At 74.4% G+C, this 15,024-nt stretch carries 15 protein-coding genes; 9 read left to right on the forward strand and 6 right to left on the reverse strand.

The features are described from left to right. The first annotated feature begins 24 nt into the window (after nt 1-24). From ACFC1T_RS11910 to galE, 5 genes are all read left to right on the forward strand, one after another. On the forward strand, nt 25-789 hold the full coding sequence (locus ACFC1T_RS11910; protein WP_375886855.1) for a sigma 54 modulation/S30EA ribosomal C-terminal domain-containing protein: 765 nt from the start codon (nt 25-27) through the stop codon (nt 787-789). Between the two features lie 109 nt (nt 790-898). Beyond that, nucleotides 899-1,348, forward strand: a complete 450-nt coding sequence (locus tag ACFC1T_RS11915) for a hypothetical protein (RefSeq protein ID WP_375886857.1) — start codon at nt 899-901, stop codon at nt 1,346-1,348. Nucleotides 1,349-1,783: 435 nt separating this feature from the next. After that, complete coding sequence (locus tag ACFC1T_RS11920; protein WP_375886860.1) at nt 1,784-4,006, forward strand: RICIN domain-containing protein; 2,223 nt, start codon at nt 1,784-1,786, stop codon at nt 4,004-4,006. Between the two features lie 173 nt (nt 4,007-4,179). Continuing rightward, nucleotides 4,180-4,818 (forward strand): hypothetical protein, encoded by a 639-nt coding sequence (locus ACFC1T_RS11925; RefSeq protein WP_375886862.1) that lies wholly within the window; start codon nt 4,180-4,182, stop codon nt 4,816-4,818. Between the two features lie 151 nt (nt 4,819-4,969). Further along, nucleotides 4,970-5,986 (forward strand): UDP-glucose 4-epimerase GalE, encoded by a 1,017-nt coding sequence (galE, locus tag ACFC1T_RS11930; protein WP_375886865.1) that lies wholly within the window; start codon nt 4,970-4,972, stop codon nt 5,984-5,986. Between the two features lie 13 nt (nt 5,987-5,999). Here galE and ACFC1T_RS11935 read toward each other — a convergent pair whose 3' ends face one another. Both ACFC1T_RS11935 and ACFC1T_RS11940 read right to left on the reverse strand, forming a co-directional pair. After that, a complete protein-coding gene (locus ACFC1T_RS11935; protein ID WP_375886868.1) occupies nt 6,000-6,731 on the reverse strand; it encodes a lytic transglycosylase domain-containing protein in 732 nt (243 codons plus the stop codon). An 82-nt stretch (nt 6,732-6,813) separates the two neighbouring features. Further along, complete coding sequence (locus tag ACFC1T_RS11940) at nt 6,814-7,020, reverse strand: antitoxin (protein ID WP_360240392.1); 207 nt, start codon at nt 7,018-7,020, stop codon at nt 6,814-6,816. A 257-nt stretch (nt 7,021-7,277) separates the two neighbouring features. On the opposite strand from ACFC1T_RS11940, the gene ACFC1T_RS11945 reads away from it, so the two are divergent. Together ACFC1T_RS11945 and ACFC1T_RS11950 are read left to right on the forward strand one after the other, a co-directional pair. Continuing rightward, nucleotides 7,278-7,850, forward strand: a complete 573-nt coding sequence (locus tag ACFC1T_RS11945) for a DUF6542 domain-containing protein (RefSeq protein WP_375886871.1) — start codon at nt 7,278-7,280, stop codon at nt 7,848-7,850. Then, on the forward strand, nt 7,843-9,483 hold the full coding sequence (locus ACFC1T_RS11950; protein ID WP_375886872.1) for an LCP family protein: 1,641 nt from the start codon (nt 7,843-7,845) through the stop codon (nt 9,481-9,483). The genes ACFC1T_RS11945 and ACFC1T_RS11950 overlap by 8 nt, the downstream gene beginning before the upstream one ends. A 135-nt stretch (nt 9,484-9,618) precedes the next feature. Here the strand turns inward: ACFC1T_RS11950 and ACFC1T_RS11955 are convergent, their stop codons facing one another. Together ACFC1T_RS11955 and ACFC1T_RS11960 are read right to left on the reverse strand one after the other, a co-directional pair. After that, a complete protein-coding gene (locus ACFC1T_RS11955) occupies nt 9,619-10,176 on the reverse strand; it encodes a hypothetical protein (RefSeq protein ID WP_375886874.1) in 558 nt (185 codons plus the stop codon). A 76-nt stretch (nt 10,177-10,252) separates the two neighbouring features. Then, entirely contained in the window at nt 10,253-11,059 is an 807-nt protein-coding gene (locus ACFC1T_RS11960; RefSeq protein ID WP_375886877.1) for a nucleotidyltransferase domain-containing protein, read from the reverse strand. 112 nt (nt 11,060-11,171) lie between these two features. On the opposite strand from ACFC1T_RS11960, the gene ACFC1T_RS11965 reads away from it, so the two are divergent. After that, complete coding sequence (locus ACFC1T_RS11965) at nt 11,172-11,588, forward strand: DUF4259 domain-containing protein (RefSeq protein ID WP_375886879.1); 417 nt, start codon at nt 11,172-11,174, stop codon at nt 11,586-11,588. A 28-nt stretch (nt 11,589-11,616) separates the two neighbouring features. On the opposite strand, the gene ACFC1T_RS11970 is transcribed toward ACFC1T_RS11965, so the two are convergent. Then, complete coding sequence (locus tag ACFC1T_RS11970; protein ID WP_375886882.1) at nt 11,617-12,846, reverse strand: MFS transporter; 1,230 nt, start codon at nt 12,844-12,846, stop codon at nt 11,617-11,619. 130 nt (nt 12,847-12,976) lie between these two features. On the opposite strand from ACFC1T_RS11970, the gene ACFC1T_RS11975 reads away from it, so the two are divergent. Then, nucleotides 12,977-13,420, forward strand: coding sequence for a winged helix-turn-helix transcriptional regulator (locus ACFC1T_RS11975; RefSeq protein WP_375886884.1), 444 nt, complete (start codon nt 12,977-12,979; stop codon nt 13,418-13,420). Nucleotides 13,421-13,497: 77 nt separating this feature from the next. On the opposite strand, the gene ACFC1T_RS11980 is transcribed toward ACFC1T_RS11975, so the two are convergent. Continuing rightward, nucleotides 13,498-14,796: a DUF6777 domain-containing protein gene (locus ACFC1T_RS11980; RefSeq protein WP_375886886.1), complete on the reverse strand. Its 1,299-nt coding sequence runs from the start codon at nt 14,794-14,796 to the stop codon at nt 13,498-13,500. Nucleotides 14,797-15,024 lie beyond the last annotated feature (228 nt).

A 15,024-nucleotide genomic window follows, 5' to 3' on the forward strand; every position in this document is an offset into this window, starting at 1 on the left:
GGTGGGTGGAGAAGGAGGAACCTGATGACCCGTCTGCGCCACCGGCCCGCCCTCGACGTCCGGGTGGAGATCCGCGGCGAGCTGCCGCGCGAGGACGCCGAGTACGCCCGGAGCCGGGCGCAGGACACCGCGGTGCTCCTGGGCCCCGACGTCCACGGACTGCGGCTGCGGTTCACCCGGGCCCGCGACCGCATGCTCACCCGGCCCGCGCTCGCCCAGGCCGACGTCGAGCTGGACGGCACCGGCCCGGTCCGGGTCCAGCTGGCCACCGGCACCGCCCGGGAGGCCGTCGACCTGGTGCTCGGCACCCTGGCCGGCCGGGTGGCCCGGCTGCGCGAACTGGGCGACATCGGTCTGGCCGCCGTGCACGAGAGCGCCTACCGGCCGCAGTGGGCCGACCGGCCGCTCGCCCGGCGGCGGATCGCCCGGCACAAGGCGGTCGTGCCCGCCCGCCGCACCCAGGCGCAGGCGGCCCGCGAACTGCTGCTCCTGGACCGGCGGTTCCACCTGTTCCTGGACGCCGACACCGGACGGGACGGCCTGGTCCACCGCTGCCCGCTGAGCGGCGCGGTCGAGCCCTGGCCCACCGGCGGCGACGCGCTGCCGGTGCTCGACCTCGCCGAGGCGGCCCGCCGGCTCTGGCTCACCGGGCGCCCGTTCGTCTGCCACACCGGCCCCGAGGACGGCCGCGCCCGGGTGCTCTACCGCCGCTACGACGGGCACTACGGCCTGATAACGCCGGTAGCGGAGGGCGGTCGCGGGGCAGGAATGCCCTCGGCGCGCGATTGATCCGCGAGGTTCGACCGCCCGCCGGGCCGGACCGCCCGTCGGACCGCACCTCCCGCCGGGCTCCACCACCCTCCAGACGCCACCAACTCCACGACAGGGGAACGGGACCATGGACTGCGATGACGAGGTCATGCTGACCGTCCGGATCACGGCCGCCGAGCGGGCGCTGCTGCGGGACCTCGCGCGCGGCCACGGCGGCGACGTCTCCGGTGTCGCGGTCGACGGGCTCCTGGAGGTCATCCCCTCGCTGCACGACGACGGTTCGGTGCTGCCGCTGCTGCGGGTCCTGGCCCGGCCCGCGCCCTGTGCGGTCACCCTCTGGCTGCCCGCGCCGGTCGCGGACCTGCTGCCGTTGCTCGGTGAGCGGCTGGTGCGCACCGGCGGCCCGTCGGCGGGCCCGGCCAGTGCCGCGCTCTCCGCCGCGCTGCGGGTGTGGCTCGCCGGGGACCGGGCCGTGCTCGCCGCCGGGCTGGCCCGGTTGCACGGCGGTTGCGGTGCGGTGGGGGTGGCGAGCGGACCGGCGGTCGGTGGTCCGGCCCGGGTCGGGGTCGCGGCCTGAGGGCCGGGGTGAGGGCCGGGGTGAGGGCCGGCCCGGCGTCTGTAGTGAGTCAAGTGACGGATCGTCATATCGCGTATGGCGATGGCATGTCCGGGGCGGAAACTTCCCCGTTCGGGGCGCTGGCCAGCTCCCGGCGGGAGGTCTAGCATTCGACACGGCCCGCCGGGGCGCAGACCCCGAGGGTTCCGGCCGGGTGGCCGCCACCACCCCGTGCCGGGGAGCGCGTACCCCCCGAGTGCGCTCCCCGGCACTTCGCCGCCCGGGCCGCCGGGCCCCGTCTGCCGTTCCCCGTCCGCTCGGCCTCGCCTCGAACGGGCCGGGGACTTTCGCAAGAGGTTTCTGTTATTCCCCGCCGTCCCACCGGCTCTCCCTCGTGTCGGAAGGTTCGGACCCCTCACCACAGGGTCCGGGCCGTCGCACGAGGAAAGGAACGCGATGGGACACCGGAGCAGCGAACTCCGCCGGCGCAGGCGCCGCAGGTTCACCCGCAGGAGCGCCCTGGTCGCCGTGGCGGTCGCGGCCGGACTGGTCGCGGGCACCCTGGGCCTGCGCACCGCGCTGGAGCCCGGGGCGATGCGCAGCACCGTCACGGCGGCGGACGCGCCGCTCGACGCGGTCGCGGACGACGGTGGCCCGGGCGAGACGGGCACCGCCGAGGGCGCCACCAGGGCGCCCGCCCCGAAGCGGGACGAGAAGGCCGCCCCGCCCAAGGCGATACCCAAGGACCAGCCCGACCGCGGCCTGGTCTACGCGGGGCTGACCCTGCCGACCAGTGACCGCTGCGGCAACATGCTGGAGGTCACCGGCAGCGCCCAGTGCAGCCACGGCCCGGACGCGCCGCCCAAGGACGTGGACATCCGCAAGGACGTTCCGCCGGTCGCCGCCCCGGCCGCCCGGGTACCCGCGCTCACTCCGCCCGCCGGCGCCCAACCGCCCTCCACGGCCGATCTGTTGAAGGGCGGCGCGCCCGTCCTCGACGCCACCCAGAAGGCGCTGCTCGGCGAGGCCGGCCAGGGCTCCGCAGCGCAGGACGCCGCCCCGCCCGCGGCCGCCCCGGCCGCCGGAGCGGGCCTGGTCTGCGAGGGTGACGGCAGCAGCGGCAACCGCGTCCAGGTGGTGTACGTGCACACCCCCGGCAACGACCGGTTCGCCCAGTACCTGTCCTCCTTCAAGAAGTGGGCCGCGGACGTCGACGTCATCTACGACGCCAGCGCCGCCGAGACCGGCGGCGTGCGGCACGTCCGCTTCGTCACCGAACCCGACTGCACCGCCTCGGTGTTGAACGTGCAGATCTCCGACTCCGAGATCCAGGACTTCAACGCGAGCAACCGCGCCCTGGCCGCGCAGGGGTTCAACCGCAAGGACCGCAAGTACATGATGTTCACCGACGCCAAGGTGTACTGCGGGATCGGCACCTTCGCCGGTGACGAGCGCCCGGGCCAGGACAACCTCAGCAACTTCGGTCCCTCGTACGGCCGGACCGACTCCGGCTGCTGGAGCGGAACCACCGCCGCGCACGAACTCGGCCACAACCTGGGCGCGGTGAACAACAGCGCGCCCAACTCCAGCAAGGCCGGTCACTGCACGGACGAGTGGGACATCATGTGCTACTCGGACGCCCCGTACTACCCGCAGATGCGGATCGCCTGCCCGGACCGTGCGCACGACGACCGGCTCGACTGCAACCACGACGACTACTACAACACCTCGCCGGCACCCGGCAGTTACCTGGCCACGCACTGGAACGTCGCGAACAACCGCTTCCTCATCGCGGGCAACGGCGGCGGGACCGGGCCGAACCCCACGCCGACCCCGACCGCCACCGGGCCGACCCCGACCCCGACCGGCACGGGTCCGACCCCCACGGGCACGCCCACCCGCACGCCCTCGCCGTCCCCGACGCCGACCGGCGGTCCCACCGCCACGCCCACCGGCTCCCCGTCGCCGACCAGGACCCCGGCCCCGGGTGGCGCCGGTCCTGACGTGACGACCAGTCAGATCACCCAGAACTCGGTCGTGCTGAGCTGGAACCCCGTTCCCGCCGCCGCCGGTTACGACGTCCAGCTGAACGGCCGGACCATCGGCACCGTCCGCTCGACCGTGGTCGGCGTGGTCCGGTTGGCCCCCGGTACCGGCTACACCGTGGCCGTCGCCGTCCGCGACGCCGCCGGAACGGTCGGCAAGCCCGGCCGCGCGGCGAACTTCCGCACCCTCGCCGACACCGGCCGCCCGCAGCCCGGCACCCACTACAGCATGGTCAACGGCCTCACCGGCCAGGCCGCCGACCTGTGGGGCAGCTCGATGAACGACGGCACCGTGGCGATCGGTTACCAGCGCACCGGCTACGCCAACCAGAAGTGGCAGTTCGAGGACGCCGGCAACGGTGCGCTGCGGATCAAGTCCACGCGCTCGGGCAAGTGCCTGCAGCTCGGCGGCACCCCGGTGGCCGGGCAGTACGTGGCGCAGCAGCCGTGCTCCGACACCGCTGAGCAGAAGTGGCAACTCAACGCCGCCGAGGGCGGGTTCACCCTCACCGCCGACGGGACCGGCCTGGTGCTCGGGCTCAGCGACCGTTGGTACTACGGTGGTTGGCTGCTGGAGTTGCAGCAGCCGAACGGCCGGCCGTACCAGAACTGGTCGCTGCTGAAGACCTCGTAGCCCGGCACGGCCGCACGATCCCGCACCACCCCGTACTACCCGTACGGCCCCGTACGATCCCGCACGGCCCGTACGATCCCGCACAGCGGGTGCGGCCGCCACCACCGGATGGCGGCCGCACCCGGCACCGCCGCTCCACCTACCCTCACCCCCACCGCCGAGGACCGCCCGACATGCGAACCCGCACTCGCCCGCTGCTCGCCTCCCTCGCCCTCGCCGCCGTCGCCGTCCTGCCCACCGCCGCACCCGCCGCCGCCCACGGGGACACCGTCCACCTGGACGTGACCGGCCAGCAGAACGGCCGGGTCAGCACCGTCGCCACCTGGGAGAACGACCACGACCCGGTCACCGAGGAGTTCGCCGGCACGCTCTCCGCGACCGCCGCCGACGGCCGGACCGTCGGCCCCTGGCGGCTGGTCGCCGTGCCGGGCCGCCCGGGTACGTACACCACCCGGGAGCTGCTGCCCGCCGGGCACTGGAAGATCTCCGTCGACTGCGCCTTCCCCTCCTTGGGCCACGGCGAGCGCGAACTCGACGTCGAGGCGGCGGCGATCAGCGACCCGGTGCCGCTGGACGCGGCCGCCTCCGCCCACTCCTCGGCCTCCGCCGCGCCCTCCGCCGGACCCTCCGCCACAGCCTCCGGCGCCACGCCCACCGCGGGCCCGACCGTGGTGGCCGCGGCGGCCACCACCGCCGCGCCCGCCCACGAGACCACCGACGACGCCACCACCTGGGCCGCCATCGGCACCGCCACCGCGGCCGTGCTGCTGGTCGGCACCGGCTTCTGGCTGCGCGGACGCGCCCGCCGCTGACGGGCCGGAGCGCGGCGCCGCCCCGGCCGGCCGTCGGCGACCCGTGATCCGTGCCACCCCGGCAAACCGGGAACCGGCGGCGCACGAAGCACGTCTGAGCGATCACCGGGCGTCACCGGACGCCCGGCCGATCGCAAGGGAGCATCCGCGCATGAGGAAGGTCCTGATCACCGGCGGTGCCGGCTTCATCGGCAGCACGGTGGCCTCGGTCCTGCTCGACCGGGGCATCACCCCGGTCGTCCTGGACGACCTGTCCAAGGGCCGCGCCGAGTTCGTGGAGAACCGCGTCTTCTGCGGGGGCGACATCGCCGACGCCGCCCTGCTGGACCGGATCTTCACCGAACACCCGGACATCGACGCCACCGTGCACTGCGCGGCCAGGATCGTCGTCCCGGAGTCGGTGGCCAAGCCGCTGTTCTACTACCGGGAGAACGTCGCCAAGACCGTCGAGCTGCTCGACGCCCTCCAACGCCACGGCTGCACCCGGGTGGTGTTCAGCAGCTCCGCCTCGATCTACGCGCCCACCCCGGACGGCCGGGTCGACGAGGACTCCGCGCTGGAGGCGAACAGCCCGTACGCGCGCACCAAGCTGATGATGGAGCAGGTGCTCCAGGACTGGACCCGGGGCGAGGGCGCCGAGCGGCAGCGGGTCATCACCCTGCGGTACTTCAACCCGGTCGGTGCCGACTCCCGGCTGCGCACCGGCCTGCAGAACCTCAACCCCAGCCACGCCCTCGGCAAGCTGATCGAGGCCCACACCGAGGGCACCCCGTTCACCGTCACCGGCGTCGACTGGCCGACCCGGGACGGCTCCGGCATCCGCGACTACGTCCACGTGCAGGACTTGGCGGAGGCCCACGTCGCGGCGCTGCTCCGGTTCGACGAGGTGATCGCCCCCGACGCCGCCGACCGCTTCCGGGCGATCAACGTCGGGACGGGCGAGGGCACCACCGTCCGTGAGCTGGTCGCCGCCTTCGAGCAGGCCGTCGGCGGCAAGCTCGACGTCCGTGAGGCCGGCCCGCGCCCGGGCGACGTGATCGGCTGCTACGCCTCCGTCGACGCCGCCCGCGAGCTGCTCGACTGGTCGCCGCGGCGCACCCTGGCCGAGGGCGTCGCCGACGCGCTCGCCTGGCGCGCCAAGTGGGCCACCCAGCTCGGCGCGAACTGACCGGCCGCAACCGCTACTTCACGGCCTCGCCGGACTTCGCCCAGTTGTCGTGCAGGCGGTCCAGGTAGGACTGCGCCTGCGGGCCGATCCTGACGCCCCGGGCGAAGGCGAGCATGTTGCCCGCCCCGGCGTTGTAGCCGAGGGCGAGCAGCTCGTCCTTGTTCAGCGGGGCGCCCACCTTGGCGGGGAGCTGTTCGGCGAGGTCGTGGAGGTGCCAGGCGGCTGCCTGGACGGCCAGGTTGCGGTCGTCCGGCAGCTCCTCCCAGCGGCGGGAGGCGAACGGGCGGCCCGGCTTGGTGTCGTCGAAGGCGGCGCGGTGCATGTTGGCGATGCCGAAGGCGGCGTCCGGCTTGCCGCGCTGCCAGGCCCGCTCGAAGTCCGGGTCGTGCGGCTTGTACGCCTCGTTGTAGAGGATCGCCATCAGCAACTGGGGGTTGACCCCGGCCTCGGCCGCGTACTGGCGCACCGGCGCCGCGTAGTCGGCGGGCTCGTAGCGGCCGGAGGGCTTCGACGGGGCCGCCGACGACCCGCCCGACCCGCCCGACCCGGCTCCCGCGTCGGCCCCCGACCCGCTGCCCGCCGAACCGGAGGCGCCGGACGACGGGGCGGCGGCGGAGGACGAGGGCGCCGCCGAAGCGGCCCCGGGCTCGTGGCCGCCGCTGCGGACGATGCCCCACCCGGCCGCCGCCAGGACGCCGATCACGATCCAGCGCCCCCAGCGCGGACCTTTCTGCTCCTCGCTCACCGCCGTCGGCCCTCCCCGTTCGCCCGTCATCCAGTTCGACCGTCGTACGGTCGCTCGTGCCCCGCGGGAGGCCCGGCCGGTCCTACTCGGCGGACTTCGCGTCGCCGTCGAGGTTGCGCAGGAAGTCCTTCGCCTTCTCGACGCCGGTGTCGATCTGCCCGCTGTACTTGCCGTCCGTGCGGTCGTCGATCACGTCGCCGACCTTCTCCAGGCCTTGCCCGAGCACGTCGCTGTGCTCGCGGGCGAGGTCGGTGGCCTTGTCCGCGATGTTCTTAAGACTTTCAAACATGGTGACGCTCTACTCCTCTGGTGCGTTCCTGTTGGTGTGCCGACGTGGCGGGGATCATGGTCATCCTAACGAGGGCCGGCCGGGCGGTCCGCCGCTGCGGAACGGCGGCGAGTGACTTTGCTGAAATGGGTTTGTATGCTCCAGACCAGCCTCTACAGGCCTGTAGACGGCGGGAATTGCCAGCGGACGGATGGCGTCCCGGCACGAGGGGCGGCGTGGTCTCGCCGCCGCAGCCGAAACGATCGAGGGAAGTGCGCATGGCCGGCCAGCGGGCGAGAACGCCGTACCAGGACGCGGGACCTCGCATCGAGGACCCCGCCGTGCCCGCCCAGCGCTCCCGCGCGGCCGGCGGTGACCCCGACCCGTCGCGGCAGGCCCGCGCCCAGCGTGCCGGGGCCTCGCGCCGCAGGCAGCAGGCCCGTCGGCGCGGCGGACCGGTCGCGGCGCTCGCCGCGGTCGGGCTGCCGCTGCTCGGCGGGATCGGCGACGAACTCGGCGGCCCCGGCGTCGGCATCCTGTTCGCGGTCGGCGCGGTGCTCGGCACCGGCGTCGCGGCCGTGCTGTGCAGTCGGAGCGGCCGCTGGTGGGTGCTGACCGGGACCCCCCTGGTGGTGCTGCTGACGGCCTCGGCCGTCGAGTACGGGGCCGATCCCGACAAGTACCGGGGCAAGGGCCTGGGCACCGGCGCGGTGCGCTGGGTGGTCGAGGCGTTCCCGGTGATGGCGACGGCGCTGGCGGTCGCGCTGCTGGTGATCGTGGTGCGCGCGGTGCTGGACCGCCGCCGGCCCCCCAGGGCCGGAGCCCCGAGCGGACGGGGCCGCCGTGGCTGACCGCACCAACCGCACGAACCGCACCGACCACACCGAGCGCCCGCGCGGCCGGGCCCCGCGCCGTGGCTCCGCCGCCCGTCGGGGGCCCGCCCCGCTGACCGTGGCCGGCCGCACCCTGGCCTGCGCCGTCTCGGTCGCCGTGCTCGGCGCCAGCGGCTTCACCTGGTACGAGTACCGCAGCCTGGACGACGGCATGATCAAGTCCGGTGCGTTGAACGAGGCGAAGAAGAACGCCCCGCCGCACCTGGACAAGTCCGTCAACCTGCTGCTGATCGGCCTCGACAGCCGCAAGGACATGGACGGCAACGACCTGCCCAAGCAGTTCGTCGAGGACGAACTGCACGCCGGCTCCAGCGAGATCGGCGGCTACAACACCAACGCCCTGATCGTGCTGCACATCCCGGCCAACGGCGGGAAGGTCACCGCGCTGTCCGTCCCGCGTGACGACTACGTGCAGACCGTCGGCGCCGACGGCAAGATGCACAAGATCAAGGAGGCCTACGGCATCGCCAAGGAGGCCGCCGAGTCGAAGCTCGCGGGCAAGGGCCTCTCCAAGGCGGATCTGGAACGGCAGAGCCGGGAGGCCGGCCGCTCGGCCACGATCCAGACGGTGCAGAGCTTCCTGGACGTCCCGATCGACCACTTCGCCGAGGTCAACCTGATCGGCTTCTACGACATCGCCAAGGCCGTGGAACCGATCCAGGTCTGCCTCAACCACCCGGTCGACGATCCGATCATCGCCCGGACCGCCGCGCACGAGGGCGGCGGCACCGGCCTCAAACTGCCCGCCGGGATCAGCTCGTTGAACGCCGCCCAGGCACTGTCCTTCGTCCGCCAGCGCCACCACCTCACCAACGGCGACCTCGACCGCACCCACCGGCAGCAGGCGTTCATCTCCTCCGTCGAGTACAAGCTCAAGCAGCAGGGCATCCTCAACGACTTCGGACAGATGCAGAAGCTGTTCGGGGTGGTGAAGAAGGACGTCGTGATCGACAACGAGTGGAACATCCTCGACTTCGCCCAGCAGGCGCCCAACCTCACCGGTGGCAACGTCGAGTTCAACACCCTGCCCATCACCGGGTTCAAGACCGTCGGCGGGCAGGAGGTCAACACCGTCAACCCGGACCTGATCAAGAAGATCGTCCGGCAGCTCTTCAACCGCGAACCGGCGCCCGCCGCCCCGGCCGCGGCCCCCGGCGGCGCCCCGGGCGAGACGGCCCCGCCCTCGCCCTCGCCCAGCGCCGCGCCCAAGTCGGTGGTCGACGTCAACGCGACGGCGGGCGCGGGCGCCGCCGCCACCGAGTCCAAGGCGCTGGTCGACCTCGGCTACCAGGCCGGCCGGATCGGTGACGCGCCCGCGCGGATCCGCACCACCACCGTGAGCTACGGCACCGGCGCCAAGGCCGACGCCCAGGCGGTCGCCGCCCGGTACGGCGTCACCGCCGTCCCGTCCTCGGCCGTCCCGGCGGGCCACGTCCTGGTCACCCTCGCCGGGACCCGGACCGCGACCCCCACCCCGGCCGCGACCGCCTCGGGCGCCCCCGCGCCGGCCGACGGCTCCGCCGACCCGGCCGCCGGGCTGCCGATGCAGGGGCCGGCGGTGAAGGCCGGCGGGATCCCCTGCGTGGACTGACCCGCGGTACGAGCGTCCGGCGGGGCCGCCCGCCGGACGCGCCAGGTGTCTGGTCGGACCGTGCGTCGGGTCGGGTCGTGCGTCGGGTCGGGTCGTGCGTCGGGTCGGGTCGTGCTTCGGGTCAGGCCCGAGCGGTCAGGCCCAACCGGCCGTCCTGAGCACGGCGGAGGCGACGTCCGGGAGCGGCAGGCGGGTGGTGTCGACGGTGAAGTCCGCGACGCCGGCCTGGTCGAGGATCCGGTGGAGCCCGTCGGCGCGCTCCAGGTGCCAGGGCAGGGACCCGGGGTCGTTGTCGGCCTCGTGCCGGCGCCTGAGCCGGCCGTGGACGACGGGGAGGTCCGCCGTCAGGCGGCAGACCTGGAGCGGCATGCCGAGGGCGGCCCGGTAGCCGTCGCGCTCGGCGATGCTCTCGGCCACCCCGGCCAGGACGAACCGGCGCACCCCGGCGTCCCGGTAGTTGGCGGTCAGGGCGCGCAGGTTGCGCAGCAGCAGACCGAGGTTGAACGGGTCGCCCTCGGGGGCGGGCCACGCCTGGCAGAGCCGGTCGAGGTCCATGACCGCGTGCGGCACACCGGCTTCCTGGAGGAGGTCGCCCACCGCGTCGGCGGCCGAGGTCTTGCCGACTCCGACGGTGCCGGTGATCAGCAGGGCACGCGGCTCCGCCCCGTTCGTGTGGTCCTGGTGGTTCAGCACTGCTCGCTCCGTGTCCGGTGGTGTCCTGCCTTGGGCTGCTCCGCGCATCATGGCCCGGGTGCGGGCGGCACGGCGGTCAGGGGCGCGGGGCCTTCTCGCCGTGGACGGCGGTGTACTCGGCGGCCAGCCAGGGGGCCAGCCCGTCGATGAGGGCGGCCAGGACCGCGCGGTCGGTGGTGGGGGTGCGGGCCACGGCGGCGGCCAGGCGCATCCGGTCCGCGTGGTCGGGGTAGTGGGCGGCGAAGGCCTCGGCGGAGACGGTGAGGTCGCTGGTCCAGCCGCCCCAGCGAGGCATGACCAGGGTGAAGCCGGTGCGGACGAGCCGACGGGAGACCGCGCGGCTCAGCGCGGTGAGCCGGGCGTCCGAATCGGCGGCGGCCAGTCGCTCGCGCCAGCGGGGGAGGGCGAGCGCGAGGTCGCCGTTGGTCTCGCGGGCGAGCAGGGAGTCCGGACGGTAGCGGGGGAGTCGCCCCGCGAGGTCCTCGCCGAGCAGCGGGGTGCACAGGCAGGCGACGAACCAGCCCAGGTCGTGCCGTTCCAGCTCGCTGAGCAGCGTGCCGGTGCCGAACAGGAGCACGCCGACGCCGTCGACCTGCGGGAAGTCCGCGTCGAGGGCGGCCTCGAGGGCGTCGGCCGCCCGTCGGTCGTCGGGCGTGGGCTCCCGGTGCAGGGCGAGCAGCAGGTCGAGGTCGGAGACGCCGGGGAGCGCGGTGCCGCGCGGGATGCTGCCGTACAGGTAGGCGCCGTGCAGGCGGTCCGGGCCGAAGGCGGCGGCGATCCGCGCCCGCGCGGCGTCGACCACCGGCGCGAACTCCGGCCGGACGCGCTCCAGCGAGCCCTCCCGCGCGATGTACCCGTCCTCGTCCAGTCCCTGAATGTCCATGGGCGAACCCTGCCGCACCGTCACGTGGTTGACCAGCGGATTTCCGGGGCCCGGGCGAATTGTCAGTGGGGCGTGCCAGCATCCATTGCACACGAACACGGAGGGAATTCTCATGGGCACCTGGGACATCGGCCCTTTCGACAACGACACGGCGGCGGATTTCGCCGGTGGCCTCGATGACGCCGCGCCGGGCGAGCGCGCGGGCCTCGTCCGGGCGGCGCTGGAGCGCGCCGCCCGCGGGCCGGAGTACCTGGACGACGACGAGGGCGTGGAGGCCGTCGCGGCGGCGGCGCTGGTCGCCGCCCAGTGCCCGGGCAGCGGGGCGGTGACGACGGCCTACGGCCCGGCCGAGCCGATACCCGAGCTGCCCGTCGAGCTGCGCGCGCTGGCGGTGGCGGCGCTGGACCGGGTGGTCGCGGAGGAGTCCGAACTGGCCGAGCTGTGGGACGAGTCGGACTCCGACGGGGAGTGGCGCCGGGGGATCCGCGCCCTGCGCGAGGTCCTGGAGCCGGTGCCGCCGGTGACGTAGGCGTCGCTGCCCGGGCTGTGAGCGATCGTCAACCGTTCTTGCCGGCACGCCAGTAGGCGAGCGCGGCGAGGCTGGTGGCGGCCCCGAGCGCGCAGACGGCGTTCCAGCCGCCGTGGTCGTACACCACGGTGGAGGCGATCGCGCCCGCTCCGCAGCCGACGGAGTACAGCAGCATGTAGCCCGCGGTCAGGCGGCTCCTGGCCTCGGGGCGGACTTGGTAGAGGAGGTGCTGGTTGACCACGTGCACGGACTGGAGGCCGTAGTCGATGACGACCACGGCGAGCACCAGCCACCACACCGAGTGCGGCAGCAGCGCGGCCGGGAGCCAGGCGGCGAGCATGGCCACCAGGCCGAGGCCAGCGGTGCGTTCGGCGTGACGGCGGCCGCGGTCGGCCTGGCGTCCCGCGCGTCCGGCGCCGAGTGCCCCGGCGGCTCCGGCCAGTCCGAACAGGCCGATCCGGGTGTGGCTGAGCTCGAAGGGCGGTGCGGCGAGCGGGAGGACCATCGGGGTGAGCAGGACGGTGACGGAGGTGAAGGTGAGCAGGGCGAGCACGGCGCGCACGCGCAGCACGCGCTCCTCGGCGAAGAGCGTGAACACCGAGCCGACCAGCCGCAGGTAGCGGATCCGCCCGGTCGGGCCGCGGCGGTCGGGCGGGAGGACGGCCGCGACGGCGAAGGCCATGGCGCCGGTCGCGACGGCGGAGGCGAGGTAGACGGCGCGCCAGCCGGCCAGGTCGCCGACCGTCCCGGCGACGGTGCGCGCGAGCAGGATGCCGACCACGATGCCGCTGGTGACGGTACCGACCACCCGGCCCCGGTCGCCGGGCGCGGCGAGCGAGGCGGAGTGGGCGACGACGACCTGGGCGACGACGGCCAGCACCCCGACGGCCGCCATCGCGGCCAGCAGCAGCGGAGCGGAGGGTGCGACGGCGACGGCGAGCAGGGCGAGGACGGACAAGCCGAGTTGGGCGGTGGTCAGGGCGCGGCGGTCGACGTGGTCGCCGAGCGGGACGAGCAGCAGCAGGCCGAGCCCGTAACCGACCTGGGTGAGGGTGCCGACCAGGCCGATGGTGGCCGGGTCGATGCCGTAGTCCCGGGCGATCAGGTCCAGCAGCGGCTGGGAGTAGTAGACGTTGGCGACGGCCAGGCCGCACGCGACGGAGAGCAGCCAGGCCGCGGCCGGTGACAGGCCGCGCGGCGGCGTGGCCGCGCGCGTCGCGTCGGTGGTGGGTGGGCCGGTGGGAGCGGGGGAGGTCATGAGCGGGAACCCCTCGACGGGCAGCAGTGGTTTCAAAGTGCTACCGCGTCACCCTGGCATATCCTGGTTTCAATAAGCAACCACACGTTCGGCGGTACGCTGGCCGCGGACCGGTCGAGAGGTGGGAAGAGTGCCGAAACGCACCACGCACGAGGAGTCGACCTGCCCGGTCGCCCGCCCGCTCGACGTGGTCGGCGACGGCTGGACGCTGCTGATCGTCCGGGACGCCTTCGACGGGCTGCGCCGCTTCGGGCAGTTCCAGAAGAACCTGGGGCTGGCCAAGAACATCCTGTCGGCGCGGCTCACCAAACTGGTCGCCAATGGCGTCTTCGAACTCGCCCCGGCCGCCGACGGCAGCCCCTACCAGGAGTACCTGCTCACCGAGAAGGGCCGCGCGCTGTTCCCGGTGATCACCGCGCTGCGGCAGTGGGGTGACGACTGGTTCTTCGTCGAGGGCGAGCCCCGGGCCCGGCTGGTCGACCGCGCCTCGGGCGCCCCGGTCGCCCCGGTGGAGGTGCGCTCGGCGGACGGGCGGCCGCTCGGCCCGGACGACGCGAAGGTGCTGCTGTCCTGAGATGTGCCACCGCCACCGGCGTTCGAGACGGCCGGTGGCGGCGGGGCGGTGGGGCAGTGGGCGGCGGGGCGGTGGGATCAGGGGGTCGCGGGCGGGCAGGGCGTGACCGTGCCCGTCGGTCCCGGCTGCTTGCAGAGTGGCGTCGCCGTCTGGGCGGCGGCCGAGGTGGCACCGGCCGAGGTGCTGCCGGTCGAGGTCGTGGTGCCCTCGCCCGTCGCGCCGGTCCCGGTCGTGGTGGTCTTGCTGGTCGGTGCCTCGCTGAGCGTCGAGGCGGACGAGGAGTGCGTCGTCGCGGTGCTCTCGGACGGCCTGCCCGACGTGGTCGACGAGGTGGCCGCGGCTGAGCCCGTACCGGTGGAGGCGCCGGAGGACGTCGTACCGCCGGACGTCGCTCCGGAGGAGGTGGCGCCGGAGGACGTCGCACCGGAGCTGGTGGCGCCCGAGGTCGAGGCCGTCGCGCCGGACGAGGTCGCTCCGGAGGAGGTGGCACCCGAGCTGGTGGCGCCGGAGGAGGTGGCGCCGGACGAGGTCGCACCGCTGGACGTCGCGCCCGAAGAGGTCGTGCCCGAGGTCGAGGCCGTCGCCGTCGGCGACGTGGGCTTCCACGGCACGGGCGGCGGAATGCCCGGCACCAGTTGCTTCGGCGGCTCGACGCGCTTGTCCACCACCTCGATCCGACCGGTCAGCCGGGAGAACCAGCCGCCCGTCTCGACGTTCACCAGGATGATCTCGGTCACCGGCTGCGGGGCCGGCACCACCACGATCAGCGTGGTCGGCTCGAAGCCCGTCCAGGCCTTCCCGGTGTACTTGGCGTTGCTCACCAGCACCGCCGGCTTCAACGGGTTGCCGCAGGCGCAGCGCACCCGGGGCACGCCCTGGGCGTCCACCAGGACGGCCGTGCCCGCCTGCAGCACGGACTGGTACTCCACCACGGCGCCGCTCTTGTAGCTGTGGTTGGTCACCCGGGTGTCCACCCGCAGGTAGGCCGAGGTCAGCGAGCGCAGGTAGGACGGGATCGCGGACTGTTCGATGCCCGCGGCCGAGGCCCAGGCCCGTCCGGCGTCACCGCTGGACACCATGCCGATCAGCCGTTCGGTGTCGCAGCTGGACCGGCTCATCGTCCCGCCGTACAGGCCCGCCGAGTTGCCTTGCACGCTGTGCAGGACGGCCGGGGAGCTGGTTCTGGGGGTGCCGCCCGGCTGTGCCGCCGTGCTGGTGGGAGCGGGGGCCGGGGCGCTCATGCCCTGGGTTTCCACCGATGGGGTGAACGGCGCCGGTCCGGGGTCGGCCGGGGCCTGGAGGGCGACCTCGTTGGCGGTCGGGACGGCCTCGTTCTTGCCGCCCTGGTTGTTGACGATCAGCACCGTCGCCACCACGGCCGCCGCCACCACGCCGGCCGCGACCGACAGCCCCTTCCGGGAACGCCACCACGGCCTGCGCGGACCCCGCCCGCTGCCCGCGCTGGAGCCACCCGCACCGCCCCCGGACGGCCCCGACGGTCCTGAGGGCCCCGACGGGCCCGAGGGCGGTGGGGGGACCGGGCACCCACCCCCCCTGGCCCCACCCCACGGGGGGGCGGCGAGCCGGCCGGACCGGGGGCCGGC

Source organism: Kitasatospora sp. NPDC056076 (assembly GCF_042266305.1).
Taxonomy (GTDB): Bacteria; Actinomycetota; Actinomycetes; order Streptomycetales; family Streptomycetaceae; genus Kitasatospora.

What these genes read in the sequence shown, in the direction of transcription:
- ACFC1T_RS11910 (WP_375886855.1), top strand. Translation starts at nt 25, where the DNA reads ATGACCCGTCTGCGCCACCGGCCCGCCCTCGACGTCCGGGTGGAGATC.
- ACFC1T_RS11915 (WP_375886857.1), top strand. Translation starts at nt 899, where the DNA reads ATGGACTGCGATGACGAGGTCATGCTGACCGTCCGGATCACGGCCGCC.
- ACFC1T_RS11920 (WP_375886860.1), top strand. Translation starts at nt 1,784, where the DNA reads ATGGGACACCGGAGCAGCGAACTCCGCCGGCGCAGGCGCCGCAGGTTC.
- ACFC1T_RS11925 (WP_375886862.1), top strand. Translation starts at nt 4,180, where the DNA reads ATGCGAACCCGCACTCGCCCGCTGCTCGCCTCCCTCGCCCTCGCCGCC.
- galE (WP_375886865.1), top strand. Translation starts at nt 4,970, where the DNA reads ATGAGGAAGGTCCTGATCACCGGCGGTGCCGGCTTCATCGGCAGCACG.
- ACFC1T_RS11940 (WP_360240392.1), bottom strand. Translation starts at nt 7,020, where the DNA reads ATGTTTGAAAGTCTTAAGAACATCGCGGACAAGGCCACCGACCTCGCC.
- ACFC1T_RS11945 (WP_375886871.1), top strand. Translation starts at nt 7,278, where the DNA reads ATGGCCGGCCAGCGGGCGAGAACGCCGTACCAGGACGCGGGACCTCGC.
- ACFC1T_RS11960 (WP_375886877.1), bottom strand. Translation starts at nt 11,059, where the DNA reads ATGGACATTCAGGGACTGGACGAGGACGGGTACATCGCGCGGGAGGGC.
- ACFC1T_RS11965 (WP_375886879.1), top strand. Translation starts at nt 11,172, where the DNA reads ATGGGCACCTGGGACATCGGCCCTTTCGACAACGACACGGCGGCGGAT.
- ACFC1T_RS11970 (WP_375886882.1), bottom strand. Translation starts at nt 12,846, where the DNA reads ATGACCTCCCCCGCTCCCACCGGCCCACCCACCACCGACGCGACGCGC.